This window comes from Pseudomonas sp. CH61, assembly GCF_059429415.1.
On the sequence record NZ_CM182098.1, the window covers coordinates 2,761,185 to 2,784,652 of the forward strand.

Below are 23,468 nucleotides of genomic sequence, written 5' to 3' on the forward strand. Positions count from 1 at the left end.
CCGTAGCGGGTTTTTTGTTATTTCACAGCCAGCGATCAGTCGTCGCGGCTCATGATGCCGAAGATCTGCAACAAGCTGATGAACAGGTTGTAGATCGATACATACAGGCTGATGGTCGCCATGATGTAGTTGCGCTCGCCGCCGTGGATGATGGCGCTGGTCTGGAACAGGATGCACACCGACGAGAACAGCACGAAACCTGCGCTGATCGCCAGTTGCAGGCCGCTGATCTGGAAGAAGAAGCTCGCCAGCGTTGCACCCAGCAACACGAAGAAACCAGCGGTGATGAAACCACCGAGGAAGCTCATGTCCTTGCGGGTGATCAGCACGTAGGCCGACAGACCACCAAACACCAGCGCGGTCATCGCAAACGCCGAGCTGACCACTTCAGCGCCGCCCTGCATGCCCAGGTAACGGTTGAGGATCGGGCCGAGCAGGAAACCCATGAAACCGGTCAGCGCAAAAGCGGACACCAGGCCCCACGCGGAATCACGCAGCTTGTTGGTGAGGAAGAACAGCCCGTAGAAGCCAATCAGCACCACGAAAATATTCGGGTAGCCAACACGCATCTGCTGTGCGACGAAAGCCATGACGCCGCTGAATGCGAGGGTCAGAGCCAGTAGGCCGTAAGTGTTGCGCAGGACGCGGCTAACCTCTAGCTGCTCAGCCTGCACGCTGTTATTAACTGCGTAATCCTGTTCGCGCATGGCGACACTCCTGTTGGTTTGAAACGTTCAGTCGCAAAGATCATAACAGACGCTCTGTAACAAGCCATGCAGAGAGTTTGACAGTGTGTTTCATTCAGGTATTATGGCGCCCGCAACGCAACGGAGGTGTGGCCGAGTGGTTTAAGGCAACGGTCTTGAAAACCGTCGACTGTAACAGGTCCATGAGTTCGAATCCCATCGCCTCCGCCATCTTATGTACGACAAAGCCCTGATTATTCAGGGCTTTGTCGTTTCTGGCATCCTGAAAAATTTCCGCCTAGCCGAATGCGTTCCATAATTTTTGTGGACGCGCTCCATAACTCGACCGAGTTTTCCCCTCTCCGGCGTCCTGCCAATCGTTAAAACACTCTTCATGTAAAACGGTGCTGCGGTGATTCCTTGGCTGCCAAGGACACCAAAAATGCCCAACTCCGACCTACTCCCTTCCCTGCTCTTCAAAATCAACGAAAACCAACTCGCCCTCGAAGCCGCCATCATGGAATTGTTGAACTGGGTCGAGCAGCGCGGGTCCGCCGATGTAGCCGAAAACGTTCGCGGCGCCCTCTGGACAATCGACAAAAACGAGGAGTTCATCAAGATGACACTGGTCGTGTTGATGACGCCTGACAGACGCCCAACGGCTGTGGATTCCACCAGATAGGGTTTGCAGGGGCGAAGACGACGAAATCAGGCCTCGTTTCCGGATACTGCCCCTGTCAAGCGCACCGCCCCAGTCGAATCGCCGAGTGTAAGGAGGAGTGCCAAGAGTTAGCCACTTGATTTTTAGCGGCTTTTCAACCACTTTAATTAGCACAATCTCAAGCCAGAAATGTAGGCTTGAGCAATTCACTGATAGAGAATTTGGCTCGTCAGTTACGTCCCACATAATTATAGGTAATGGAATGCCATATTATAATGAATATAATAATGTTTTTTCTGCATATGATGAATGGGACAGGATTAGGTCGCAGAATCTAAAAGTAGCGTCCCTAATGTTTTTTCAGGATCATACAGGAAATATTTCTAGCCCATTTTTTGTCTGGGGGAGCGAGGAGGGAGAAGCCGTTCATATTGCGAGGGCCGAGACATTTCCTGGGCAGCAATTCCAGCAGAATATGGCTAATAATCGGTCGTTTCAGAATGCATCTTATAAACTTCGAAATTTTCTCGCCGATCATGTGGCTTCTTCTAGGGTAGGAACTCCAGGGTATCGGCAAAAAGGGCATTCGGAAGAATTTTTAATTCAAGATTTCCCCATCTGCTTAACCATCGCGGGGGGGATTTCAAATGTAGCGACTGCTCAAATTTCTGTTTCTTGGAGCCCCTGTGTGGCTGAAAGAGATTCCAAGGCAAGTAATAGTCTAGGCCCAGGGGTAGGTTGTTTTGGCAAGTTGGTTCATCTTGCTCAGCAATACCCATCCATACACTTTGAAGTTAATTTCAAGGAGGGTTTTGGGAGCTTTGCTCACAATGGCCGTGGTGCAGAGCAGTATATGAACCAAAACTCACCCACTAATAATATTTCCTTTAGCTATTTTCCGCAACTTGGTTGAAAAATTGCAATCAGCTTAGTTTTCCGGGTCTATAAAATATCTTCCGTAAATAATTGGGGTGGCGCTGCGGATGTTCTGACAGTGCCGATTCGTCAAGTAGGGGTGCTCCGTAGCGTTAGAGCACGCGCCTTAGGATCCGCGCAAGCTGTATCACGCAAACCCGAGTGGGGGCGGCATCGCAATGGTACTTAGCCATGACTTCAATTTACTTTGTCGAAACTGATTTCGGACTTTGGAAGCTAACCGTTACAAACCTGGCTGGACCCGAAAGCCGCCGAGAAGCGGATCGAGTACGAGGAAAAGGAGTTGCGGCACCGGCAACGGCTGGGCACCCGGGAGAAGCTTGAAGAATGATGACCTGGAACGGTATCGGGCAAATCAGCGAAGCGGTGCAGAACCTAATTCTGAACGCTCATGCGCTCGGGCCAACGCTGTCGTATCAGGCAATTGGCAGTCCGCGCCACAAAGTGCAGATAGGCGAAAACGTGGCGCGGATGATTCCAGAAGCAGGAAAACGAATGGCGGCAAAGCTTGACTCGCATGAGTCATGATCCAGCTAACTGCAAAAACCTGACGCGCCAGCTTTTGAAATATCGCGAAAGCAAGCGCGACAACTTGACGAGCTAAGCCTCGAGCACATGCGCTATGCGGGTGAATGCAAAGCAGCCTCCCATGCCACAAGGAACTCGTCCACGGCCCCCTGAATGCTAATCATCGAATCCGTCGCAAAACGGTAGTTGATGTGAAAATCGTCATGAGTGAGCTCTAACTCCTTGCAGATAAACTGCCGACAACGAATCAACGCAGAATGAACACGGCGAAGTTCAAGGTGAAGTTGCTTGTTTGCATCAGTTTGCTCGGCCCGTTCAAGTTTTTCTAATACCCGCCACACCTCATCCACTTTCTCACAAACCGCGATCTTTCCAATGTACTCGCCGTGAAGGTCATAGATACGCGTCCACTGATGATCCACTTCTGCTCTAGGCATGGTTCCCCCCGGAATCAGCCAACCCAGGCTGATCTTAAAGTCAAATTATGCAATTGAGACCGGCTCCGTGGCCGGCACCTCACTCGTCACTCATACCCTCAGAAAGTAGCACCATACTGCAGCCGATCACAGAGAGTGGTGCATGCATGGAGAAATCTGCGAGCAACTACAACCGCAAACACGTGCGCGAGCATTTGGTCAGCGTCTTGGCCGCAACTCAAGGTCAGCCCAAATACATGGCCTATGAACGGCTTGAAGATTACTGCCACAGCATCAAGGTGACGCTCTATTTCAAAGTTCGACGCGCGTGACCCGCCCTCACCTATTGCGCTGAGGGCAGGACAAATCCTTATGCTTAAATGTCAGCCTTTTTTGCTAGGTGCAGATGGAGCATTACCTCTATTGTTTCCAGATACTCCACCGGTGGTGCTTGGCCAATTACCACCCGGGCCGGGATGACTGGACGGGCCTCGGGAGGAGCCGCCTGCCCCCTTACCTGACCCACCACTACCGCCAGCGCCTTTACCGCCGCCACTTTTTGACATGATGACCTCCTTGTATACGGGAACCGCCCTTGAAGATTAGGTTACTCCACGCCGACACCAAGACCATTTGTCAGTTTGCACTACACCCCTGCTCTACGAATCAAATCAGCCGGCGAGTCAGACCGAAAGCTAGACCGCAATCAGTTGATGGGCTGCAACCTCAGCTCTTGAGATTACCGCTGGAAGCCCAGCATCCGAAAAACTGGTGATACAGGCCCTGGTCTTTGCGACGTCTAACCTTTGCCTTTTTTTTGCCATCTCAGCCAAAAGCGTTTTGTTAATCAGGTATCTGCCACAAGCAGGGCATTCCCTGTCGTGGAAATCTCCGGTCGACGGATGATTAACGTCAGTCCCTTTGCAGATAAAACAAGTCATCTTCAGACCTCCCTATGAATGACCTTTTAACAGTAGCTGGTGCCTCACCGCCCTCCACCCGCTTGGCGTAAGACGCTACAGACCCTAACAAAGCAAACGCTAGACCGGCCAGCGAAATTGAAAAGGAAGGCCATGGCCGAGGAAAAGGAACTGACGGAGGAAGCCAAGAAGCAGCGCAGGAAGCACGAGAAGGCTGCAGCAAAGGACGCTGCATTGGGTGTCGAGAAGTTTACGGTTGAAGTCGTCGGGGTGTTCAAGCCTGACTTAAAGAAGGTGATGAAGGATCACGGCTTCAACAATCAACAGGAGATCCACCAGAACCTGATCCGAAACCTGATCGCCGCCGACTTCGAAACCCAGGCTTGGATGCTTCGGAATGTCACGACACCTTACGAACCTAGCGAAAAGGTGTTGCGACAATTGAGAGCTGCGGGCTGCAGGCTGCAGCATTTGGCGAAACATCTCGGCGATCCAGAAGACGAGATACTGCTGCCCTAAAATGCGCTCATACCAGCATTAGCGCATTTCAGACTGCGCAATCATATAAATGAAATAGGCTTGTGAGTATCCAGTTGCTGTCCAGTACAAAGGGTAAATGTTTTCTTTATCTGCACTTCAGCTGAATTTATTATCTCAACCAAATCTTTGACCACCACATTACTTACTGAACTATATAGAGGATCCTTGCAAATTGCCAAAGTTGAAGAAATGGAAACTTTAGCCTCAGCGATTTTTTGATAGGTCTCCTTCACTCGCAAAAAAAACATCTTATCCAGAACTGCCAAATCAACAATATACTTGTCGAATATGGATGAGTAAAAAGGAAGAATGATACCGGTCGTATATTCATCTCCCTTAGAAGTCTTAACGTGAATGGATCCGTCCGATCCTTTTAGCACTTCTACTGTAAGGGTTGGATCACCAAGTCTATCAACAGCTTTTCGCAAAATAAAAATAGTCCATGCATTTTTAGACATTTCCTCCGCAATCAGAATTTTGTATGCGGATATTTTTCGTGCTTTTTCTGACTTTTTTTTGAAAAATTCAACAACTTCTTTAGTAACAAATAGAAAAATGGCAACGACCACTGTTATAGGAAATAATTTACTCAGATCAATCACGTATCGCTCCTCTCCGGCCCCATGCCGGGCCCAACACAAATACCCACCTCTACGAACCACGCCAGCCGGCGAGGAATCAACCACGCTCACCTACTCAGTTGGGCAGCCTGCTGAAAGACTCTCCAGTTTGACTCCACAAATCGGACTTGCTTGAGGGTCTCATCGCACATATAGAAATATTCCATAACCTGAAAAGCATCCGCCGAGACATACGCGTTCACCTTTCTTACAATATCAGTAAGCGCGCCCATAACACCGCTGTAGGCTCCAACCGCCTCGTAACCACCCAATTCGTGAGCTGGGAGCCTGCTTAGCGAGTACACAGAGGACTCCAAGCGTTGTCTATAGACCAAGTTCCAATTTTCCTGAAAAACAATCTCAGCTGGTTGAGACTGCAGTAATTCACCAAATGTTGTTGCAGTTTTCACTGCGTTTTCGATTACAGCGTAGAGAGATTCAGACTTTTCCTTCGCAGCCTTTTCAGCAAATTTGATCTGTGCTTTTTGTTGCTTGTTGCTGATTGCAAATGCCCCCCAGATTGAAGCAATCGATCCCACGGCCTGAACCCATGACGCTAATCCTGGGTGATGCTCAATCCAGTACGAAACACATTCCCAACTCATAAGCCACTCCCCAGTAGATCCCGGAACTATACCGGCGAGGATCCTCTATGTCCGCGCAACAGATCGACGAAAAGAAACTCGAGCCCGCAATTCGTAAGGTCAAGCACTGCTTGGCACTGGCCCAGAGCGCCAACTAAAACGAGGCCGTCACGGCGCTCCGGCAGGCACAGGCACTGATGCGCGAGTATCGCCTGACCGAAATGGATGTGAAGTTGAGCGACGTCGGTGAAGTTGAGTCGGACCTCTACCGCGGCAAGCGTCGACCGGCATGGGATCAGCAACTGAGCATCGCCGTAGCGGATGCATTCAACTGCACGACCCTGCGGCGCATGAAGTGGAGCTCTGCTAACGAGCAGGTATCGAGTGCGCGACATTCGTCGGCGTGTCTCCTGCTCAGAACATCGCCCTGTATGCGTATGAGTCTTTGCACAGAAAGCTTACCCAGGCGCGCAAGGTGTACTGCTCAGCAGTCAGATCTGGAATTCGACGCAGTGAGTACTCGGCAGAAACATCCGGCGACCACTTTGCATCCTCCGCCATATTCTGTACCGACAAAGCCCTGATTATTCAGGGCTTTGTCGTTTCTACGGTTCACGAAAGCTTCCGCCCTTCTCATGCCCTCCATGACTTTAATGGACGTGAAAGTGATCGCACGATGCACCAGACGTGTTTTCAGCCCAGCACCCGCTATCACTCCGCCGAACGCCGCATCTCCTCCCGTGTAGGCATGGTCCAGTCCGAGGCGCGTCGTTCATAAATAGAGTCGGGCTTCTGCTCTTCGTAGCTGAACATCAATAAGTAAAGCCCCAGCGCCACTGCAGCCAACAGTGCCCTGCCGATCGGGTTGGCATCCCTCTGCAGTCCACCGGGGCCGATTGCTACCCAGCCTCCGCGAAGGTAAGCAAACACGGCATGGGTAAACCACGCTTGTGCCCCTACGCATGTCCAGAACTGACTCCACCCGCCGGTAAAGCGCCAGAACGCGTTTACCAGGGACGCGATCACCATGACCGCCAGGATCAAATAACGAAAACGTTTGAGAGCGCTCAGAGTGCGGCTGTCCTGCTTCATGTCTGCCCTGTTTTCACTTCAAGAAAAACGATTTGATTATACCGTTGAGACTGCAAATATCGGCCAGCCGCCGGCAAACAGCTCGTTAAAATTGCAGTCACTCAACCGGCTTTTTTTTCTTGTACTCGACCAACACGATCGTCATTACCTACGCGGGGGCAAGGAGCAAGACCTGATCCTCGCCAGCGTATTCAACCCGCCCAAGCGCAGGGATGAGCGACATAATCTCAATGACAGCCTAGGATCGGCATACTGAAGCACAACTGGCCGCGCGGCCTGACCGTCGATAACAAGGAGTTCACATTGCACAAGGACTACCTCGCCTTTTTCACCTCGCTGTTTCTGTCCCGGCTGGCGGATCAGATCCTGCTGTTCATCGTGCCCTTGGTGGTGTTCCAGACCACCAACAGCGCCTCTTGGGCAGGTCTGGCGTTTTTCGTCGAATCGCTGCCACGGTTTCTCGCGTTTCCGCTGTGCGGAGCCTTGTGTGACAAGTTTTCGCCCATAAGGATTCTGCACATCAGCCAGGTTTACCGAGCACTGCTCTGCCTGATCGCGGTGGCAATGTTTGCCCTCTTCGGCGGTATCGCTTGGGTCGTCGTGCTGTCAGCGCTATGTGGCGTGCTGACCACCCAGGGCATCATGGCCCGCGAGGTGCTGATGCCACACATTTTCCAACACTACAGCTACACCAAGACCTTGTCCTATTCGCAGATCGCCGATCAGACCGGGCTGGTGCTCGGGCCTCTGGTGGCTGCACTGCTGTTGGAAATCTGGGCGTGGCATTGGGTGGTGCTGTGGGTCGCCGGGCTGTTCCTGCTGGCGGACCTGAGCATGCTGGTATGGCAACGCCTCAGCCGTATCACCCTGGAAGTGTTCGAGCAGCATCAGGACATCTGGCTGCAACCGCTGCGTATCGCTTTCGGGCATATACGTGAACTGGCGGAGCTGAAAAAAATCATTCTGCTGGCGGTCGGGGTCAACCTGATCGTCGGCGTCACTCTGGCGACGTCAGCGGCGATGGTGATCGGCGAGTACAGCGCCGGCAAAGATGCGTATGCCGGACTGCAGGCTGCCGGCGCGGTCACCACCATCGTGATTCTGTTCTTCCTCGCCCGGGTTGAAATCCCGCAGCGGTTACTGGGTGGGCTGGCTTACTCGATGATCGCCGCTGGCGCCCTCATCAGTGCACTGAGCCCGAACCTGACTGGCTATGTGGTCGGTTTCCTGCTGATCGTCGGCTTCGACAAGATGTTCAACATCTACATGCGCAGCATCCGTCAGCGGGTGATTCCGGCCAAGGACTTCGGCAAGACCGTGGGCGTGATCACGTTGCTCAATAATCTCTCGCAACCTTTGGCGGGGTTGCTGGTGGCGCTGTTGGCCTCAAGCCTGGGTACGCAAGGAGTGATCCTGATTCTGGCCGTGCTGACTATGCTGTTGGGCGCCGCAGCGGTATGGTGGTTTGCCGTCAGCAGAGGAACCCTGAATGCCGAAGAAACCACCGGCCCCTAAAGAGCGCGCAACCGCCGCAGACATCGAGCGCTCGATCCAGGCCCTGAACAAAATGGCCGAGCGCTTGTGGGGCGAAGGCCGGGAAGCCGAGGCCAAAGCGCTGCTCGATGCCCTCGATGCGTTGAACCGGGCGCTCGATCGAATCAGGATTGGAGAAAGTCGCCGAGCGGCGACGCTCCATTGAGGCGTGGGCCTATGGTTTGAGGATCAGCAACGGCTCGCCCTTTTTGACGATGTAAGTCGCCAGCTCCGAGCCTTTGTCTGCGCCAACATTCTTCGCAACATGCGCCACCCCTTCCGGAATGAACAACGAATCCCCCGCCTTCAACGTCACCGGCGCCCGGCCCTCCAGTTGATATTCGAACGTGCCGCTGATCACATACGCGACCTCAACACCGGGATGCGCGTGTCTTGGCGAAGTCACGCCCGGTTCGAAATCGACGCGTGCCTGGATCACTTCTCGCTCGGCCGTACCGAGATCCTGGCGAACCAGGTCCGTGCGGCTCAAGCCTTGTTGCCAGCTCTTGGCCGGTGCGTCAGCCGCGTGGGTGACGCTGATGATTGAAGCGAGTAGCGCAGCGCTGGCCAGTAACAATGGACGATGCATGGTGAAGCCCTCTCAAACGTAGTGGTGGGTGACCTCTACTGTGGGAGTCGCCTGTATCGCTGATGTGTCGTAAACCCTGACTTTATTGTGCGCATGTGTCTGCGCGACAGCTTGATACACGCTTATACAAAGGTGTCTGCGCCCGCCAGCAACGCCAACAGCCATGCCCTGAACGCCACGATTTTTTTCGATTCCGCCGTTTCATCGGGCGTCACCAGATAGAAGCCCAGTTCATCTTTCAAGCGCAGACCAAAGGGTGCGACCAAACGCCCGGCCCGCAAATCGTCCTCGACATAGGTCGAACGGCCAATGCACACGCCCTGTCCGTCAACAGCGGCCTGTACCGCCATCATCGCCAGGTCGAAGGTCATGCGCGGACCTTCTGCGAGTTGTAGAGGTTGGCCCGCTGCGCGTAGCCAGGCGCCCCAGTCACCGGCCGTCACACCGCTGACTTGCAGTAACGTGTGATTGGCCAGATCCGCCGGCGCGCGCAACGTCTTCGCCAGTGCAGGACTGCACACCGGAAAGACCTCATCGGACATCAAAAAATCGGCACGCAGCCCTTTCCAGTCACCACGTCCGTAACGAATCGCCGCATCAATCGCGTCTTTGCGAAAGTCGACCCGCTCAGTGGACGCGCTGATGCGCACATCGATAGCAGGAAACGCCTGCTGAAAGGACGGCAAACGCGGCAACAGCCACTTCGACGCAAAGGACACCAAGGTGCTGATGGTCAGTACGCTTTTATCGCGCGATTCGAGCAACTGTTCAGTGGAATAACGCAGCGCTTGGAACGCTGCACGCACGCCCGGCAAGTAGGCCTGTCCGTCTTCACTCAGCGCCAAACCACCGTTGAGCCGCAGAAAAAGAGCCACACCCAGTTCGGCTTCGAGTCGGCGAATCTGATGACTGACAGCGGTTTGGGTGACGTTGAGTTCCTCGGCAGCCTTGGTAAAACTCATGTATCGGCAGACCGCTTCAAAAGCACGCAATCCATTAAGTGAAGGAAGTCGGACGGACATGGGATGATGATTGCTCATGAGATTTTGTCATACGCTAACACCCGAAATGACCTTTGCGAAAGCCACCACGGCAATGGAATCTGGCGCCTTCTCTCTCCAAGGAAGTGCCATGAAACTGTATTTCGCCCCCATGACCTGCTCGCTCTCCCCGCACATTGTGCTGCGGGAACTGGGTTTGCCGTTTGAACTGGTTCGCGTAAACAACCAGAGCAAGCGCACGGCTGACGGGCAAGACTTTCGCGACATCAACCCCAAAGGCTACGTCGCAGCGCTGCTCCTGGATAACGGCGAAGTGCTGACAGAAGGCCCGGCGATCTTGCAATACCTCGCCGATCAGGTCCCCCAACGCGCACTGGCGCCGGCACTTGGCAGTTGGGAGCGGACACGGTTGCAGGAGGATCTGAATTTCATCAGCACGGAGATTCACGGCGGCTGCGCACCGCTGTTCGATGCGCAGATTCCACAGGCGACCAAAGCGATTTTCACCCACAAACTGTTCAAGCGCCTCGACTACCTGAGCCGCAAACTGGTCGATCAGGACTATTTGCTGGGCACGTTCGGTGTCGCCGATGCCTACCTGTTTACCGTGTTGACGTGGCTGCCCAGCTTCAATATCGACCTGCAGGACTGGCCGTCGCTGGCCGCCCACTCCCGGCGGGTCGCCGCCCGCCCCAGCGTCCTTGCGGCGATCGCGGCAGAAGCGGCGACGCAACCGGTTTGATCGCCCTCTACGCTTTCACTGCGGTGGCGGCTGATCATTTGTCCGTTAGCCGTGAATCTGTAAACTGGCGCGATTTACTCGCTCAGACAAGGGATCCGCATGGCTAACCAAGACATCACCTTTACCCCCGATCCGGACGCAGACTCGATTTCGTCGGACGTCACCACGTTCAACGGGATCATGATGTCCACGCAAATCCCGACCCGTGCCGACGGCAGCCTGGAACTGGGCGATATCACCCTGCAAAGCGAATGCACCCTGCAAGCGTTGAAAGTTGCGCTGGAACGCGCCGGCAGCTCGATGGACCGGGTCATGCACCTGACCATTTACCTGACCGACATGGCTGATCGCGCGGCATTCAACGAGGTTTACAAGCGCTACTTCGCCAAGCCATGGCCGGTGCGTGCGGCGGTGGGTGTGGCGTCGCTGGCGGTTGAAGGCATGCGCGTGGAAGTTACGGCGATGGCGGCCAAGGCCTGACTTCACACCGCCAAGCCCTGTGGGAGCGAGCCTGCTCGCGAAGGCTTCCGTTCAGCCGACATTGATGCTGAATGTGCTGGCCCCTTCGCGAGCAGGCTCGCTCCCACCGGGGGTTGCGCGGTGTCAGCTGCCATCGGGCAGCACGGGCGTGCCGGGCGCGCGTTTCACGGGTAGAATGCGCGCCTAACCGTGACAGCCTGACTAAAAAAACTATGTCCTTGCCCAAGCATCATCTGGAATTGCTCAGCCCTGCCCGCGATGTCGCCATCGCCCGTGAGGCGATCCTGCACGGCGCCGACGCCGTGTACATCGGCGGCCCGAGCTTCGGCGCGCGCCACAACGCCTGCAACGAAGTTGGCGAAATCGCTGAACTGGTGGAATTTGCCCGCAAGTATCACGCGCGCATTTTCACCACCATCAACACCATCCTGCACGACAACGAACTGGAGCCGGCGCGCAAGCTGATCCATCAGTTGTACGACGCTGGGGTCGACGCGCTGATCGTTCAGGATCTGGGCGTGATGGAGCTGGACATTCCGCCGATCGAGCTGCACGCCTCGACCCAGACCGACATCCGCACCCTTGAGCGAGCGAAGTTCCTCGATCAGGCAGGTTTCTCGCAACTGGTATTGGCCCGTGAGCTGAACCTGCAGGAAATCCGCGCGATCGCCGACGAAACCGACGCCGCCATCGAGTTCTTCATTCACGGCGCGTTGTGCGTGGCCTTCTCCGGCCAGTGCAACATTTCCCACGCGCAGACCGGGCGCAGCGCCAACCGTGGCGATTGCTCGCAAGCCTGCCGTTTGCCGTACACCCTCAAAGATGAAAAGGGTGGCGTGATCGCCTACGAAAAACACCTGCTGTCGATGAAAGACAACAACCAGAGCGCCAACATCCGCGCGCTGGTTGAAGCCGGTGTGCGTTCGTTCAAGATCGAAGGTCGCTACAAGGACATGGGCTATGTGAAGAACATCACCGCCTATTACCGCCAGCGCCTCGACGACGTGCTCGAAGACCGCCCGGACCTGGCCCGCGCCTCCAGCGGCCGCACCGCGCACTTCTTCTTGCCGGACCCGGAAAAGACTTTCCACCGTGGCAGCACCGATTACTTCGTCACCGATCGCAAGATCGACATCGGCGCTTTCGACTCGCCGACCTTCACCGGTCTGCCAGTGGGTATTGTCGAGAAAGTCGGCAAACGCGACATGCAGGTCGTCACCCAGGAGCCGCTGTCCAACGGCGATGGCTTGAACGTGCTGGTCAAGCGCGAAGTGGTCGGTTTCCGCGCCAACATCGCTGAAGCAAAAGGTGAATTCGAAGAAGACGGCGAGAAGCGCTACCGCTATCGCGTCGAACCGAACGAAATGCCCGAAGGCCTGTACAAGCTGCGCCCGAATCATCCGTTGAATCGCAACCTCGATCACAACTGGCAGCAAGCGCTGCAAAAGACCTCTTCCGAGCGTCGCGTGGCCCTGAGCTGGGTCGCGCGCCTGCGTGAAGAACAGCTGGAAGTGACCGCCACCAGTGAAGAAGGCATCAGCGCCAGCGTCACCCTGAGCGGTCCGTTCGGTGTGGCCAACAAGCCGGAGCAGGCGCTGGAACAGTTGCGCGATCTGCTCGGCCAGCTCGGCACCACGCAGTACCACGCCACCGACATCAAGCTGGATGCGCCACAGGCGTTTTTCATCCCTAACTCGCAGCTCAAATCCCTGCGCCGTGAAGTGATCGAAGCCCTGACCGCCGCCCGTGTCGCCGCTCATCCGCGTGGTGGCCGTAAAGCCGAAACCAGCCCGCCGCCGGTGTACCCGGATTCACACCTGACCTTCCTCGCCAACGTCTACAACCAGAAGGCCCGCGATTTCTACCACCGTCACGGCGTGAAGCTGATCGACGCGGCGTATGAAGCGCACGAAGAGCCGGGCGAAGTGCCGGTGATGATCACCAAGCACTGCCTGCGTTTCTCCTTCAACCTGTGCCCGAAACAGGCGAAAGGCGTGACCGGCGTGCGCACCAAAGTCGCGCCGATGCAGTTGATCCACGGCGATGAAGTGCTGACGCTGAAGTTCGATTGCAAGCCGTGCGAGATGCACATCATCGGCAAGATGAAAGGCCACATCCTCAACCTGCCGCAACCGGGCAGCGTGGTCGGCCACATCAGCCCTGAAGACCTGATGAAAACCATTCCGCGCGCACCGCACTGAGTGGTTGGGGTGCGCGGTGCTTCGGCGCCGCGCACGTCTGCTGTACCAAGCCTGGCCAAATCGCAGGCATAAAAAAACGCCAACTTCTTGCGAAGTTGGCGTTTTTTCGAATATGGCAGGGGCGGCTGGATTCGAACCAACGCATGGCAGGATCAAAACCTGCTGCCTTACCGCTTGGCGACGCCCCTACTGCTCTTTCCAGCTACTTCGTTAGGTTCGCTGTGAGAACGGGGCGCAATTTACCAAGGTTTTTTTACTTTGGGAAGCGCGAAGTGAAATATTTTTTGTTTTAAAACAGCGACTTATTATTTTGGCTTGAATAAGGTCCAGGGTGAGTCGGTTTAACCGCCGTGTATCACACTGTGTACGAACCCCACCGCGACACATCGACTTTCAACAAAGCCGTTCTTCGACACAGGCCAGATACGTCTCCGCGCTCAAATGCACTCAAGGTTTCAGGTGTTCATTCAGAACCCTTGGCCAAAGGCTCGCAAAGGAGACGTCACCATGAAAAAGGCACTGCACACCCGCAACACCGCGTTCGGTTTGTCGATTCTGGCTTTGTCGTTGTTCGGCGCTTTTGGCAGCGCTCAGGCGCAAACCACTGAACCTGCGGCCGCCAGTTACTCCGCGCCCTCACCTTTCGGCCCGCTCAAGCATGTGAAGGCCGGCGTGCTCGACGTCGCCTACGCCGAAACCGGTCCCGCCGACGGCCCGGTGGTGATCCTGTTGCACGGCTGGCCCTACGACATTCACAGCTACGACCAAGTCGGGCCGTTGCTGGCGACCAAGGGTTATCGGGTGTTGATGCCGTATGCGCGGGGTTATGGCGATACGCAGTTCCTTTCCAAAGACACCCTGCGCAACGGTCAACCAGCGGCGCTGGCCAGTGACGTCGTCGACTTCATGGACGCGCTGAAGATCAAGCAAGCGGTGCTCGGCGGTTATGACTGGGGCGCGCGCTCGGCGGACATCGTCTCGGCGCTGTGGCCAGAACGTGTGAAGGCGCTGGTCTCGGTCAGCGGTTATCTGATCGGCAATCAGGCCGCCGGGCAGAACCCGCTGCCGCCCAAGGCTGAGTTGCAGTGGTGGTATCAGTTTTACTTTGCGACTGACCGTGGCCGTGCCGGTTACGAGAAGAACACGCATGATTTCGCCAAGCTGATCTGGCAAACCGCTTCGCCGCAGTGGAAGTTTGATGACGCCACGTTCGACCGCAGCGCCAAGGCGCTGGAGAACCCGGATCACGTCGACATCACCGTGTTCAACTACCGCTGGCGTCTGGGCTTGGTGCAGGGTGAAGCGAAATATGCGGCGCTGGAGCAGAAACTGGCCACCGCACCGTCGATCAGCGTGCCGACCATTACCCTTGAAGGCGACGCCAACGGTGCGCCGCACCCGGCGCCGGAGGATTACGCCAAGCGCTTTACCGGCAAGTATCAGTTCCGTTTGATCAACGGCGGGATTGGCCACAACCTGCCGCAGGAAGATCCGCAGGCGTTTGCCAAGGCTGTGATTGATGCGGATCACCTGTAGAAACAAAAAGGCAGTCAGCCGCTCAGGCTGACTGCTTGATTATTTGAGGGTGGAGGGATGGTCACCTTTTGCAGATGCTTTGCCTGAACGGACGCCATCGCGAGCAGGCTCACTCCTACATTTGAAATGCGTTCCCCTTGTAGGAGTGAGCCTGCTCGCGATCACGCCCGACCAGACACCCTCAATCCCAACTAACGTGCACGATCACTCGGTTGGCACAACCAGATCCAACGCCTTGTTGACCGCCAACTCCCCCAACATGACCACTTGCGCAATGCCCAGCAGCGTATGGCGGTTTGCGCCCTCCAGCATTCCGGCAAAATTACCGAGCATGACCGACGCGGACGCCAACGAGCCGCAAGCATTGGTCAGCAACGCCTCGGTATCGGCTTGCGGGTTAACCATGAACATCGTGCTGGGCGTATAGGGCGTGGCCATGATCGCGGCAGGCAACAGGTAATGGTCGAGCGCACGCTCTGCCGCTTCGTGCAGCTTTCTTGAATTGGGCGAGGCGTACGGCGATACCAGGTCTGTGACCGGTGGTTCGGGTGGCTGAGACATCAGCTGAAACTCCAGACAAGAACCGTTGACGGCTCTTTGATAGAAGGCGTGAAGCGCCGCGAGCACGGACGCTTCTGTGCAAATGAGGGGGCACGCCCCCTCACCCATCTGCACCGCGACTAGTGCGGCAAGCGCTGGTTATCCAGGACTCGGCCGACTACCAACTCACTGAGCATGATCACCTGTTGCAGGATCAGCATCTTTTTGCGCTGTGAAGGGTCAATTGAATCGGCTAGATCGCGGGCCATGTCAGTGGCGGAGGACAAGGTTTCAGTGGCTTCGACGAGCAGGGTTTCGTTATCCACTGTGGGGTCGATGAGGTAGATCTTGCCGGTTTTGCGGGTGGGTATTGAGGTCTTCAGCGCTGAGGGGTTGAGGTAGAAGTTGATCGCGCGGTCGGTGGCCTCTTTGATGTTTCGAGGTTCGAGCGCGGCGTCGTAAGGGATTGGATCGGTTTCTGGCGGGTTTGGCGTGACTTTGAACATAGATGACACTCGCTTAGCAAAGAATAAGGAGCCATCACTCGCGCTACCAAACGAGGGTGGTGACCATTGCGCGGGTTGGTAGACCGGTCTAAGCGAGTAAACCCCGGCGCTCCCGAAAGAGCCCCACGCATGGCCACCATATAAAACCGAGCCCCGAAAAGAGACTGCATATAGCGGCGCATTACGCTTAGAAGACGGGCTACCAAACCCGATCACTGTTTTGCAGTGACAGGGAAACGATACAGCCCGCCTCAAGGCGCGTAAGCCGGCGGATTCTGGCGTACGCGTAGGCAACGGCGCAAGGTGTTGTAGCCGTTATGGCGTAACAGTGCGTGTAAGTTAAACGTGTGTGGGTGATGGCGTTTAAAAGCCCCTCACCCTAGCCCTCTCCCCGAGGGAGAGGGGACTGACCGGGGTGTTTGGGGGAGGTACGCCGACATGGGATACCGAGGTGAACTCTGGTGAGGAAGCGGTTGGTGCCACCTGCAAATTCCCTCACCCTAGCCCTCTCCCAAAGGGAGAGGGAACTGACCGGGGTGTTTGGGCGAGGTACGCCGACGTGGGATACCGAGGTGAACTCAGGTGGGTGACGGCTTGGGTTATTTGACCAGGCGTTTTTCTTTTGATGGGCGATAGCCGAAATATGAGCTGTAGCATTTGCTGAAATGGCTCGGCGAGACGAAGCCGCAAGCGACCAGCACTTCCACTTGTGACAGCTCAGTGTGCTGCAATAACCGTCGCGCTTCGGTGATGCGCAGTTCCAGGTAATAGCGCTGCGGCGTGGTGCCCAGTTGTTCCTTGAACAGACGCTCAAGTTGCCGACGGGATCGGCCGGCGTACACCGCCAGTTGCTCCAGCTCCAGCGGCTCTTCCAGATTGGCGTCCATCAGCTTCACCACTTCACGCAGCGGCGCGCTGACGCAGATGTTCTCGTCTGGTTTGATCCGGCGGTAGCGCGATTCTTCGAACGCGAGGATGTCTTCAATGCCTTCGACCAAGGCCTTGCCGTGTAAGCCTTTGATCCAGTCCAGCGCCATGTGGAATGCGCCGGACGGACTCGACGCCGTCAGGCGGTCGCGATCAATGACGTAGGGCTCACTGCTAACGTGGGTGGACTTGGCGATTTCGGTCAGCGCCGGGCGATGCTCCGGGTGGATTGCGCAACGGTAGCCATCGAGCAGCCCGGCCCGGCCGAGAAACCACGAGCCGTTCCATAACCCGGCAAGCGAGATGCCGCGCTCCGCTGCCGATCTGAGCAAGCCGATGAACTCATCACTCGCGCGCAGTTCGGTGCGATACCCGCCACACACCACCAGCAGATCCAGTTGCTGAAGCGCAGCCAGATCCAGACGTGCATCAGGACGAATAACCAGCCCCAGGTCACTGATGACTTCACCGTCGCCCAAGCCAAACGTGCGCGACGAAAACAGCCCCGGGCGCAGCAGGTTGGTGGTGACAACGGTATCCAGCGCTTGGGTAAACGCCGGCAGTGAAAAGTGTTCGAGCAGCAGAAAACCGGTGCGGGTGATGCGCGTGTCATCCGCGCTTTGCTCATTCAGATAGCGGAGGTTTTTCCCCTTCATGCCTCCGCTGAATTGGCGTCGTTCGATCAAGTTCGGGTCCATCGGTCATGTTGTTGTGCGCCGATAGTTGGCTTGATCCGCGTCAGAGTCAATCACCTGTCGTTGATCGCAACCCCAGCCGATCAATCACCGGTGCATGCTGCGCCATCACCTCGACAATCCAGTCTATGAACACCCGCAGTTTGAGACTCACATGCCGGTTCGGTGGATAAGCCACATAGAGCGGCATCGGCTCGAGTTGCCAGTCCGCGAACAGTGGCAGCAGTTCGCCGCGCGCCTCGTGTTCGGCAGACATGTATTTGGGCAGCCACAGCACACCCAAGCCTGCCAGCCCTGCCGCGAGATAGGCATTACCATCATCGACGGCGAGCACGTGGCGCCCTTTGATTTGCAGGTTTTCACTGGCGTTGTGCAAGGCATACGGCACCGGTTTTCCGGTGCGCGCCCAGAGGAAACCGACCACGCGATGGTGGCTGTTTTCCAGCTCCCGTGGATGCACCGGCGTACCCGCGCGCGCGAGGTATTGCGGCGCGGCGAACACACCCAACTCAAGGTCGGCGACCTTGCGCGCCATCAGCGACAGGTCCATCAGTTCACCGCCACGCACCACGCAATCGACATTCTCATCGATGATGTCGACGATGCGGTCGCTGACGCCCATGTCGATCTGGATATCCGGATAACGCGCGTGAAACGCAGGCAGGGCCGGCACCAGAATCAGCCGTGCCAGCGGACTCGGCACGTCCACGCGCAGCCGGCCCTTAGGCAATGCCGCCGCGCCGGGCAGGCTGGTTTCGGCATCGTCCATATCCGCCAGCAACTTGATCACTCGCTCGTAATAAACCGCTCCATCGGCGGTGACGTTGACCTTGCGCGTGGTGCGGTTGAGCAGCTTGACCCGCAGCCGTGCCTCCAGTTGTTGCACGAGTTGGGTCACGGTGGTCTTGCTCATGTGCAGGGTTTCCGCCGCTTTGGTGAAGCTCCCCGCCTCGACCACCCGGGCAAAGGCCTGCATTGCGTCAAAACGGTCCAAGGTGCGCCCTCGATTGTTTGGATTTCACAAACAGTGAACGCCAAGCTTGCGCGTTTATAGCCCGCCTGCAAATACCTAAAGTGGCTCCATCAACTCACTGATGGAGACACCCCATGACCCAGCGCGATGTTGTTTTCCCGCCTGCCCGCCGCGCACTTTACGAGCGCCATCGTTACTCGCCGGCGGTGCGCTCCAACGGCTTTCTGTTTGTCTCGGGACAAGTCGGCAGCACCGAGGACGGCACGCCTGAGCCGGACCTGCAAACCCAGGTGCGCCAGGCGTTCAGCAACCTCAATGCGATCCTCCATGAGGCCGGTTGCACGTTCGACGACGTGGTCGACGTCACCGTGTTCATCGTTGATCCGCAGTCGAAGTTCGAAACGATCTGGAATCTGGTGCTGACCGAATTCTGGGGCGAGGCACCGCACCCAACTGCCACCGCGATTGGCGTGACCTGGCTGTATGGTTTTGATTTCGAGATCAAGGTGATCGCCAGGTTGCCGTAAATATCCGGACACACCCATTCGTTTGCCATTTCAGAGGTCGTCTGTTTGCATGCTGTCCCACATCAGCATTCAGATCAGGGAGAGGATCGATGAACATATTGGTGGTGGGTGCCAGCAAGGGCTTGGGCAGGGCTTTGATTGATGGTTTGGGGAGCGCGGGAGACACGCTGATTGGTGTGTCCCGCACGCGCCCCGAGGACTTGATCGTCGATGCCGAGCGCAACGTACGCTGGGTAGAGGCCGACCTGATGTTTCCGGCGAAAGCGGCGCACACCATTGAGCAGGCAGTCGCCGAGGACGGTCTGGATACATTGATTTACAACCTCGGCATCTGGGAAACCTTGGCCTTCGATCCAGCCTATGCGCTTCTCGATTCCCCGGACGAGGAAGTGCAAGCCATCGTCAGTTGCAACATCACCTCAACAATCCTGCTGATCAAACGTCTGCTCCCTCTGCTGCTGAAAAGCGCCCAACCCAGAATCATCCTTACCGGGTCAACCTCGGGCCTGCCACAAAGCGGGCGCCCGGAAGTCGCTTTCGGTGCCTCGAAATTCGCTCTGCGCGGGATTGCCGATTCATTGCGCGAAGGCTACCGACACCAGCGTCTGGCAGTGACCTGCCTGAACCTTGGGTATCTGAATACAGAGGATCCACTGAGCACCCCGCCAGATCTGGCGGCGCAGCGTGGCGAGGGTCAGCTGATTCCTGTTCACGACGTCGTCCAGGTGGTGCGTATGATCTTGAGTCTGTCTGCGGCCAGCTATGTCAAGGAACTCACCCTCCCAGCAATTCTCGACGAGCGATTTTGACTGCGCTATCCCCATGGCGCTGGCCTTTGCGCGTGTGAGTACGTATAACCTCGCCGATTCGTCTACCCTCACGTAGCGCCCTATTTCAGCTCTTCACACCTTTTGACACCCCTGAAACGGAGATTTCCATGTTCAAGCGAACCCTGGCACTGACCGCCGGCCTGGCCCTGTCCTTTTCTGCCCTGATGACGCAAGCCGCCGACGTTTTGCGGGTCAGCGCGATTCCCGATGAAGCGCCGACCGAATTGCTGCGCAAGTTCGAACCGTTGGGTGCCTATCTGGAACAGCAACTGGGCATGAAAGTGCAGTTCGTGCCGGTGGCCGATTACCCGGCAGTGGTTGAAGCCCTGGCGACCGATCGCCTCGACATGGCCTGGCTCGGCGGCTTCACCTTTGTGCAGGCGCGCTTGAAGACCGACGCGACCACACCGGTGATCCCGCTGGTGCAGCGTGAACAGGATGCGCAATTCACCAGCAAATTCATCACCGCTGACCCGAATGTGCATAGCCTCGCCGACTTGAAAGGCAAAACCTTCGCCTTCGGTTCGGTGTCGTCCACCTCCGGCAGCCTGATGCCGCGTTACTTCATGCTGAAAAACGACAACATCAAACCTGAGGCGTATTTCAGCCGTGTCGCCTACTCCGGCGCCCACGACGCCACCGTGGCCTGGGTGCAGGCCGGCAAGGTCGACGCCGGCGTGCTGAACGCCAGTGTCTGGCAGAAACTGGTGGATGCCGGCAAGGTCGACACCAACAAGGTCAAAGTCTTCGCCACCACGCCGACCTACTTCGATTACAACTGGACCGTGCGCGGCACCCTCGACCCGGCACTGGCAGCGAAGATCAAAAAAGCCTTCCTTGATCTGGACCCGGCCAACCCTGAGCAGAAGAAAATTCTTGATCTGCAGGCCGCCAGCCGCTTCATCGACACCAAGCCCGAGAACTACAAGGGCATCGAGGAAGCCGCCCGCGCTGCCGAACTGCTGAAATGATCCTGAGCCTCAAACAGGGCAGCCTGCGCCACGCCAATGGAGTCGATGCCCTGCGCGGTGTCGACTTGCAGATTGGCGTTGGTGAACAGGTCGCCATCATTGGCCCGTCCGGGGCCGGGAAATCAAGTTTGCTCAACCTGCTGGCCACCGCGTTGCGGCCCAGCAGCGGTGACATCGAAGTGCTCGGCGAACGTGCTTGGCACTTGTCCGCCCGCCAGCGTCAGCGCCTGCGCGCGCGCATTGGTCTGGTGCATCAGGCGCCGCCATTGCCACCGCGTCAGCGCGTTGTCACCGCCGTACTGGCCGGCAAGCTGGGCCAATGGAGTCTGGGTAAAAGCCTTTTGAATCTGCTGCATCCACTGGATGTGGCCGGTGCGCGAGCAGCGTTGGCGCGGCTGGATCTGGGCGACAAACTCTTCGCCCATTGCCAACAATTGTCCGGCGGCCAGTTGCAGCGCGTCGGCATTGCCCGCGTGTTGTATCAGGCGCCGGCAATTCTGCTGGCCGACGAACCCGTGTCGGCGATGGACCCGGTGATGGCCGGGCACACGCTGTCGATCCTCTCGCGCCATGCCCGCGAACATAACGTCACGCTGGTGGCGAGCCTGCACGCGGTGGATCTGGCGTTGTCGCATTTCCCACGGATCATCGGTCTGCGCGACGGCCAGATCCTGTTCGACAGCCCTTCCGAGCACGTCAGCCACGCGATGCTCGACGCGCTGTACGCCAACGAAAAATTGCAATCGCCGACCGCTGTGGTGGCGCCACTGACTGTGCAGATTCCGCGATGCTGAAAGCTGATTCACGCGATCCGGCGGCGTGGCCACGGCTGCTGCTGACGTTGCTGGCGATTGCCTTGCTGTGGCCGGGCATTCAGCTCAGTGAGCTGGATCTGGGCGTGTTGCTGCCCGACAGCCAGAATGAAATGGGCCGTTTCGTCGCGCAATTCTGGCCTCCGGCGCACGACGAAGCGTTTCTCCAGCTACTGCTCAAAGCCACCCTGCAAACCCTGGCCATCGCCACCGCCGGCATGGCCTTGGCGCTGTTGTTGGCGATACCGGCCGGCCTGCTTGCCAGTCGCGCGCTGTCGCTGTCCGCCGCCTCGCACGGTGGCGTGCCCAGCCGACTGGGGCGTCTGCTGCGCTGGCCGGTACGTGGTTTGCTGATTTTTTTGCGCAGCGTGCCGGAAATCGTCTGGGCGCTGTTGTTTGTCCGCGCTGTTGGCCTTGGCCCGGCGGCAGGAGTGCTGGCCATCGCCATTACTTACAGCGGCATGCTGGGCAAGGTTTACGCGGAGATTTTCGAATCCACCGACCAGCGCCCGGCGCACGCGTTGTTACAGGCTGGCAGCGGCCGGCTGGCGGCGTTTGCCTACGGCACGTTGCCCAATGTCGCGTCGGAACTGCTGTCGTATACGGTCTATCGCTGGGAATGCGCGATCCGCGCATCAGTGGTGATGGGGTTTGTCGGCGCCGGGGGCCTGGGTCAGCAGATCGACCTGTCGATCCGCATGTTCGCCGGCGGTGAAGTCGCCAGTATTCTGCTGTGCTTCCTGGTTCTGGTGTTGGCCGCCGATCAACTCAGCCGCTTGCTGCGCTGGAGGCTGACATGAATCGCTTGATCAACATGCTGCTGATCGCCGGCATTGCGCTGGCGGTGATCGCTTCCTTCGTTTATCTGGGGCTGGATCTGGGCGAACTCGGCAGCGCCACCAGCCTCAGGCAGATGGGCGCTTACGTGCAGCGCTTTCTCAGCCCGGACCTGAGCGCCGATTACCTCAAGGCAATCTTCCACGGCTCACTGGAAACCTTGGCCATGTCGGCCCTCGGCACTCTGCTCGCCGCCGTGTTCGGCATCGTCCTCGCGCTGCCCGCCGCCGGGCGTTTCGGCTGGCCGCTGCAAAGTGCCTCACGCTTGCTGCTCAACGCCTTGCGGGCGATTCCGGAACTGGTCTGGGCGGCGCTGATGGTGCTTGCCGCCGGCCTCGGCCCGAACGCCGGCACCCTCGCCCTTGCCCTGCACACCACCGGCGTGCTCGGTCGATTGTTCGCCGAAGCCTTGGAAAACACCCCGCCGCAACCGGCCGAAGCCATTCGTTTGCAGGGCGGCAATCCGCTCCTTGCCTTCTGTTACGGCACGCTGCCGAACCTTGCGCCGCAACTGCTCGCCTACATTCTGTACCGCTGGGAAAACAACATCCGCATGGCCAGCGTGCTGGGTTTTGTCGGTGCCGGCGGGCTTGGGCAGATGCTCTATGTGAGCCTCAGCCTGTTTCAGGAAGCGCAAGCGAGTACGGTGATTCTGGCAATGCTGGTGCTGGTGTTTGTGGTCGACTGGCTGAGTGCGTGGAGTCGTCAGCGCTGGGTCAAGGCCTGATGCGCGGGCCGGCGGCTGGATATCTGGCAGAAGCTGATTATGCTTCAGGAAAGCTTGC

The 23,468-nt window shown here is 57.3% G+C and carries 29 protein-coding genes, 2 tRNA genes and 1 pseudogene; 20 read left to right on the plus strand and 12 right to left on the minus strand.

The annotated features are described in order from the left end of the window. Positions 1 to 35: 35 nt before the first annotated feature. Complete coding sequence (locus AC5SEM_RS12285) at positions 36 to 707, minus strand: Bax inhibitor-1/YccA family protein (protein ID WP_008081508.1); 672 nt, start codon at positions 705 to 707, stop codon at positions 36 to 38. Positions 708 to 829: 122 nt separating this feature from the next. Here AC5SEM_RS12285 and AC5SEM_RS12290 point away from each other — a divergent pair. The 4 genes from AC5SEM_RS12290 (at position 830) to AC5SEM_RS12305 (ending at position 2,811) form a co-directional block, all read left to right on the plus strand. After that, positions 830 to 917 (plus strand) — tRNA-Ser (locus AC5SEM_RS12290). 211 nt (positions 918 to 1,128) lie between these two features. Beyond that, complete coding sequence (locus AC5SEM_RS12295) at positions 1,129 to 1,368, plus strand: hypothetical protein (protein ID WP_495473129.1); 240 nt, start codon at positions 1,129 to 1,131, stop codon at positions 1,366 to 1,368. A gap of 241 nt (positions 1,369 to 1,609) precedes the next feature. After that, a complete protein-coding gene (locus AC5SEM_RS12300; RefSeq protein ID WP_495473130.1) occupies positions 1,610 to 2,260 on the plus strand; it encodes a hypothetical protein in 651 nt (216 codons plus the stop codon). A gap of 350 nt (positions 2,261 to 2,610) precedes the next feature. Beyond that, on the plus strand, positions 2,611 to 2,811 hold the full coding sequence (locus AC5SEM_RS12305) for a hypothetical protein (protein WP_495473131.1): 201 nt from the start codon (positions 2,611 to 2,613) through the stop codon (positions 2,809 to 2,811). A 92-nt stretch (positions 2,812 to 2,903) separates the two neighbouring features. Here the strand turns inward: AC5SEM_RS12305 and AC5SEM_RS12310 are convergent, their stop codons facing one another. Next, entirely contained in the window at positions 2,904 to 3,248 is a 345-nt protein-coding gene (locus AC5SEM_RS12310) for a hypothetical protein (RefSeq protein WP_495473132.1), read from the minus strand. Between the two features lie 146 nt (positions 3,249 to 3,394). Here AC5SEM_RS12310 and AC5SEM_RS12315 point away from each other — a divergent pair, with 146 nt between their 5' ends. Further along, positions 3,395 to 3,559: a hypothetical protein gene (locus AC5SEM_RS12315; protein ID WP_495473133.1), complete on the plus strand. Its 165-nt coding sequence runs from the start codon at positions 3,395 to 3,397 to the stop codon at positions 3,557 to 3,559. Between the two features lie 741 nt (positions 3,560 to 4,300). After that, entirely contained in the window at positions 4,301 to 4,666 is a 366-nt protein-coding gene (locus tag AC5SEM_RS12320) for a hypothetical protein (protein ID WP_495473134.1), read from the plus strand. 41 nt (positions 4,667 to 4,707) lie between these two features. Here the strand turns inward: AC5SEM_RS12320 and AC5SEM_RS12325 are convergent, their stop codons facing one another. Together AC5SEM_RS12325 and AC5SEM_RS12330 are read right to left on the minus strand one after the other, a co-directional pair. Further along, the gene (locus tag AC5SEM_RS12325; RefSeq protein ID WP_495473135.1) at positions 4,708 to 5,289 is read right to left on the minus strand and encodes a hypothetical protein; all 582 of its coding nucleotides are present in this window, start codon (positions 5,287 to 5,289) and stop codon (positions 4,708 to 4,710) included. Between the two features lie 86 nt (positions 5,290 to 5,375). After that, complete coding sequence (locus AC5SEM_RS12330; protein ID WP_495473136.1) at positions 5,376 to 5,912, minus strand: hypothetical protein; 537 nt, start codon at positions 5,910 to 5,912, stop codon at positions 5,376 to 5,378. Positions 5,913 to 5,959: 47 nt separating this feature from the next. Here AC5SEM_RS12330 and AC5SEM_RS12335 point away from each other — a divergent pair. Next, positions 5,960 to 6,474, plus strand: a pseudogene (locus AC5SEM_RS12335) (DUF2786 domain-containing protein); the annotation flags it as partial. A gap of 128 nt (positions 6,475 to 6,602) precedes the next feature. On the opposite strand, the gene AC5SEM_RS12340 reads toward AC5SEM_RS12335, so the two are convergent. Continuing rightward, positions 6,603 to 6,983, minus strand: a complete 381-nt coding sequence (locus tag AC5SEM_RS12340; protein WP_495473137.1) for a hypothetical protein — start codon at positions 6,981 to 6,983, stop codon at positions 6,603 to 6,605. Here AC5SEM_RS12340 and AC5SEM_RS12345 point away from each other — a divergent pair. From AC5SEM_RS12345 to AC5SEM_RS12355, 3 genes are read left to right on the plus strand one after another with little or no spacing between them, the layout of a single operon-like run. Beyond that, a complete protein-coding gene (locus tag AC5SEM_RS12345) occupies positions 6,982 to 7,239 on the plus strand; it encodes a hypothetical protein (protein WP_495473138.1) in 258 nt (85 codons plus the stop codon). The genes AC5SEM_RS12340 and AC5SEM_RS12345 overlap by 2 nt on opposite strands. A 47-nt stretch (positions 7,240 to 7,286) precedes the next feature. Beyond that, complete coding sequence (locus AC5SEM_RS12350) at positions 7,287 to 8,498, plus strand: MFS transporter (RefSeq protein ID WP_495473139.1); 1,212 nt, start codon at positions 7,287 to 7,289, stop codon at positions 8,496 to 8,498. Continuing rightward, positions 8,473 to 8,682 carry a hypothetical protein gene (locus AC5SEM_RS12355; RefSeq protein WP_122597898.1) on the plus strand — a complete coding sequence of 70 codons (210 nt, stop codon included), beginning with the start codon at positions 8,473 to 8,475 and terminating at the stop codon, positions 8,680 to 8,682. The genes AC5SEM_RS12350 and AC5SEM_RS12355 overlap by 26 nt, the downstream gene beginning before the upstream one ends. A 9-nt stretch (positions 8,683 to 8,691) precedes the next feature. Here the strand turns inward: AC5SEM_RS12355 and AC5SEM_RS12360 are convergent, their stop codons facing one another. After that, positions 8,692 to 9,105, minus strand: a complete 414-nt coding sequence (locus AC5SEM_RS12360) for a cupin domain-containing protein (RefSeq protein ID WP_495473140.1) — start codon at positions 9,103 to 9,105, stop codon at positions 8,692 to 8,694. Between the two features lie 122 nt (positions 9,106 to 9,227). Beyond that, positions 9,228 to 10,127, minus strand: coding sequence for a transcriptional regulator GcvA (locus AC5SEM_RS12365; protein WP_495473141.1), 900 nt, complete (start codon positions 10,125 to 10,127; stop codon positions 9,228 to 9,230). Between the two features lie 109 nt (positions 10,128 to 10,236). On the opposite strand from AC5SEM_RS12365, the gene gstA reads away from it, so the two are divergent. The 3 genes from gstA to AC5SEM_RS12380 all read left to right on the plus strand — a co-directional run bounded on the left by gstA (position 10,237) and on the right by AC5SEM_RS12380 (position 13,529). Beyond that, entirely contained in the window at positions 10,237 to 10,848 is a 612-nt protein-coding gene (gene gstA / locus AC5SEM_RS12370; RefSeq protein WP_495473142.1) for a glutathione transferase GstA, read from the plus strand. A 99-nt stretch (positions 10,849 to 10,947) separates the two neighbouring features. Further along, positions 10,948 to 11,328: a RidA family protein gene (locus tag AC5SEM_RS12375; protein ID WP_007919637.1), complete on the plus strand. Its 381-nt coding sequence runs from the start codon at positions 10,948 to 10,950 to the stop codon at positions 11,326 to 11,328. A 212-nt stretch (positions 11,329 to 11,540) separates the two neighbouring features. Beyond that, positions 11,541 to 13,529, plus strand: coding sequence for a peptidase U32 family protein (locus AC5SEM_RS12380; protein ID WP_495473143.1), 1,989 nt, complete (start codon positions 11,541 to 11,543; stop codon positions 13,527 to 13,529). Positions 13,530 to 13,642: 113 nt separating this feature from the next. On the opposite strand, the gene AC5SEM_RS12385 is transcribed toward AC5SEM_RS12380, so the two are convergent. Continuing rightward, a tRNA-Gln gene (locus AC5SEM_RS12385) sits at positions 13,643 to 13,717 on the minus strand. Between the two features lie 319 nt (positions 13,718 to 14,036). Here AC5SEM_RS12385 and AC5SEM_RS12390 point away from each other — a divergent pair. Next, positions 14,037 to 15,065, plus strand: a complete 1,029-nt coding sequence (locus tag AC5SEM_RS12390) for an alpha/beta fold hydrolase (protein ID WP_495473144.1) — start codon at positions 14,037 to 14,039, stop codon at positions 15,063 to 15,065. A 204-nt stretch (positions 15,066 to 15,269) separates the two neighbouring features. On the opposite strand, the gene AC5SEM_RS12395 is transcribed toward AC5SEM_RS12390, so the two are convergent. The 4 genes from AC5SEM_RS12395 to AC5SEM_RS12410 all read right to left on the minus strand — a co-directional run bounded on the left by AC5SEM_RS12395 (position 15,270) and on the right by AC5SEM_RS12410 (position 18,727). Beyond that, positions 15,270 to 15,626 (minus strand): DUF6124 family protein, encoded by a 357-nt coding sequence (locus AC5SEM_RS12395; RefSeq protein WP_495473145.1) that lies wholly within the window; start codon positions 15,624 to 15,626, stop codon positions 15,270 to 15,272. A gap of 119 nt (positions 15,627 to 15,745) precedes the next feature. Next, the gene (locus AC5SEM_RS12400; protein WP_495473146.1) at positions 15,746 to 16,111 is read right to left on the minus strand and encodes a DUF6124 family protein; all 366 of its coding nucleotides are present in this window, start codon (positions 16,109 to 16,111) and stop codon (positions 15,746 to 15,748) included. Positions 16,112 to 16,710: 599 nt separating this feature from the next. Next, positions 16,711 to 17,736: a GlxA family transcriptional regulator gene (locus AC5SEM_RS12405; protein ID WP_137216858.1), complete on the minus strand. Its 1,026-nt coding sequence runs from the start codon at positions 17,734 to 17,736 to the stop codon at positions 16,711 to 16,713. Between the two features lie 46 nt (positions 17,737 to 17,782). Continuing rightward, positions 17,783 to 18,727, minus strand: coding sequence for a LysR family transcriptional regulator (locus AC5SEM_RS12410; protein ID WP_495473147.1), 945 nt, complete (start codon positions 18,725 to 18,727; stop codon positions 17,783 to 17,785). A gap of 113 nt (positions 18,728 to 18,840) precedes the next feature. Here AC5SEM_RS12410 and AC5SEM_RS12415 point away from each other — a divergent pair, with 113 nt between their 5' ends. The 6 genes from AC5SEM_RS12415 (at position 18,841) to phnE (ending at position 23,410) form a co-directional block, all read left to right on the plus strand. Further along, positions 18,841 to 19,233 carry a RidA family protein gene (locus AC5SEM_RS12415; RefSeq protein WP_495473148.1) on the plus strand — a complete coding sequence of 131 codons (393 nt, stop codon included), beginning with the start codon at positions 18,841 to 18,843 and terminating at the stop codon, positions 19,231 to 19,233. Between the two features lie 89 nt (positions 19,234 to 19,322). Further along, positions 19,323 to 20,042, plus strand: a complete 720-nt coding sequence (locus AC5SEM_RS12420) for an SDR family NAD(P)-dependent oxidoreductase (protein WP_495473149.1) — start codon at positions 19,323 to 19,325, stop codon at positions 20,040 to 20,042. Between the two features lie 128 nt (positions 20,043 to 20,170). Next, entirely contained in the window at positions 20,171 to 21,034 is an 864-nt protein-coding gene (locus AC5SEM_RS12425) for a putative selenate ABC transporter substrate-binding protein (protein ID WP_368967614.1), read from the plus strand. After that, positions 21,031 to 21,828, plus strand: coding sequence for a phosphonate ABC transporter ATP-binding protein (locus AC5SEM_RS12430; protein ID WP_495473150.1), 798 nt, complete (start codon positions 21,031 to 21,033; stop codon positions 21,826 to 21,828). Before AC5SEM_RS12425 ends, AC5SEM_RS12430 begins: the two co-directional genes overlap by 4 nt. Continuing rightward, on the plus strand, positions 21,822 to 22,646 hold the full coding sequence (locus tag AC5SEM_RS12435; RefSeq protein ID WP_495473151.1) for a PhnE/PtxC family ABC transporter permease: 825 nt from the start codon (positions 21,822 to 21,824) through the stop codon (positions 22,644 to 22,646). Before AC5SEM_RS12430 ends, AC5SEM_RS12435 begins: the two co-directional genes overlap by 7 nt. After that, positions 22,643 to 23,410 carry a phosphonate ABC transporter, permease protein PhnE gene (gene phnE, locus AC5SEM_RS12440; RefSeq protein WP_495473152.1) on the plus strand — a complete coding sequence of 256 codons (768 nt, stop codon included), beginning with the start codon at positions 22,643 to 22,645 and terminating at the stop codon, positions 23,408 to 23,410. The genes AC5SEM_RS12435 and phnE overlap by 4 nt, the downstream gene beginning before the upstream one ends. Positions 23,411 to 23,468 lie beyond the last annotated feature (58 nt).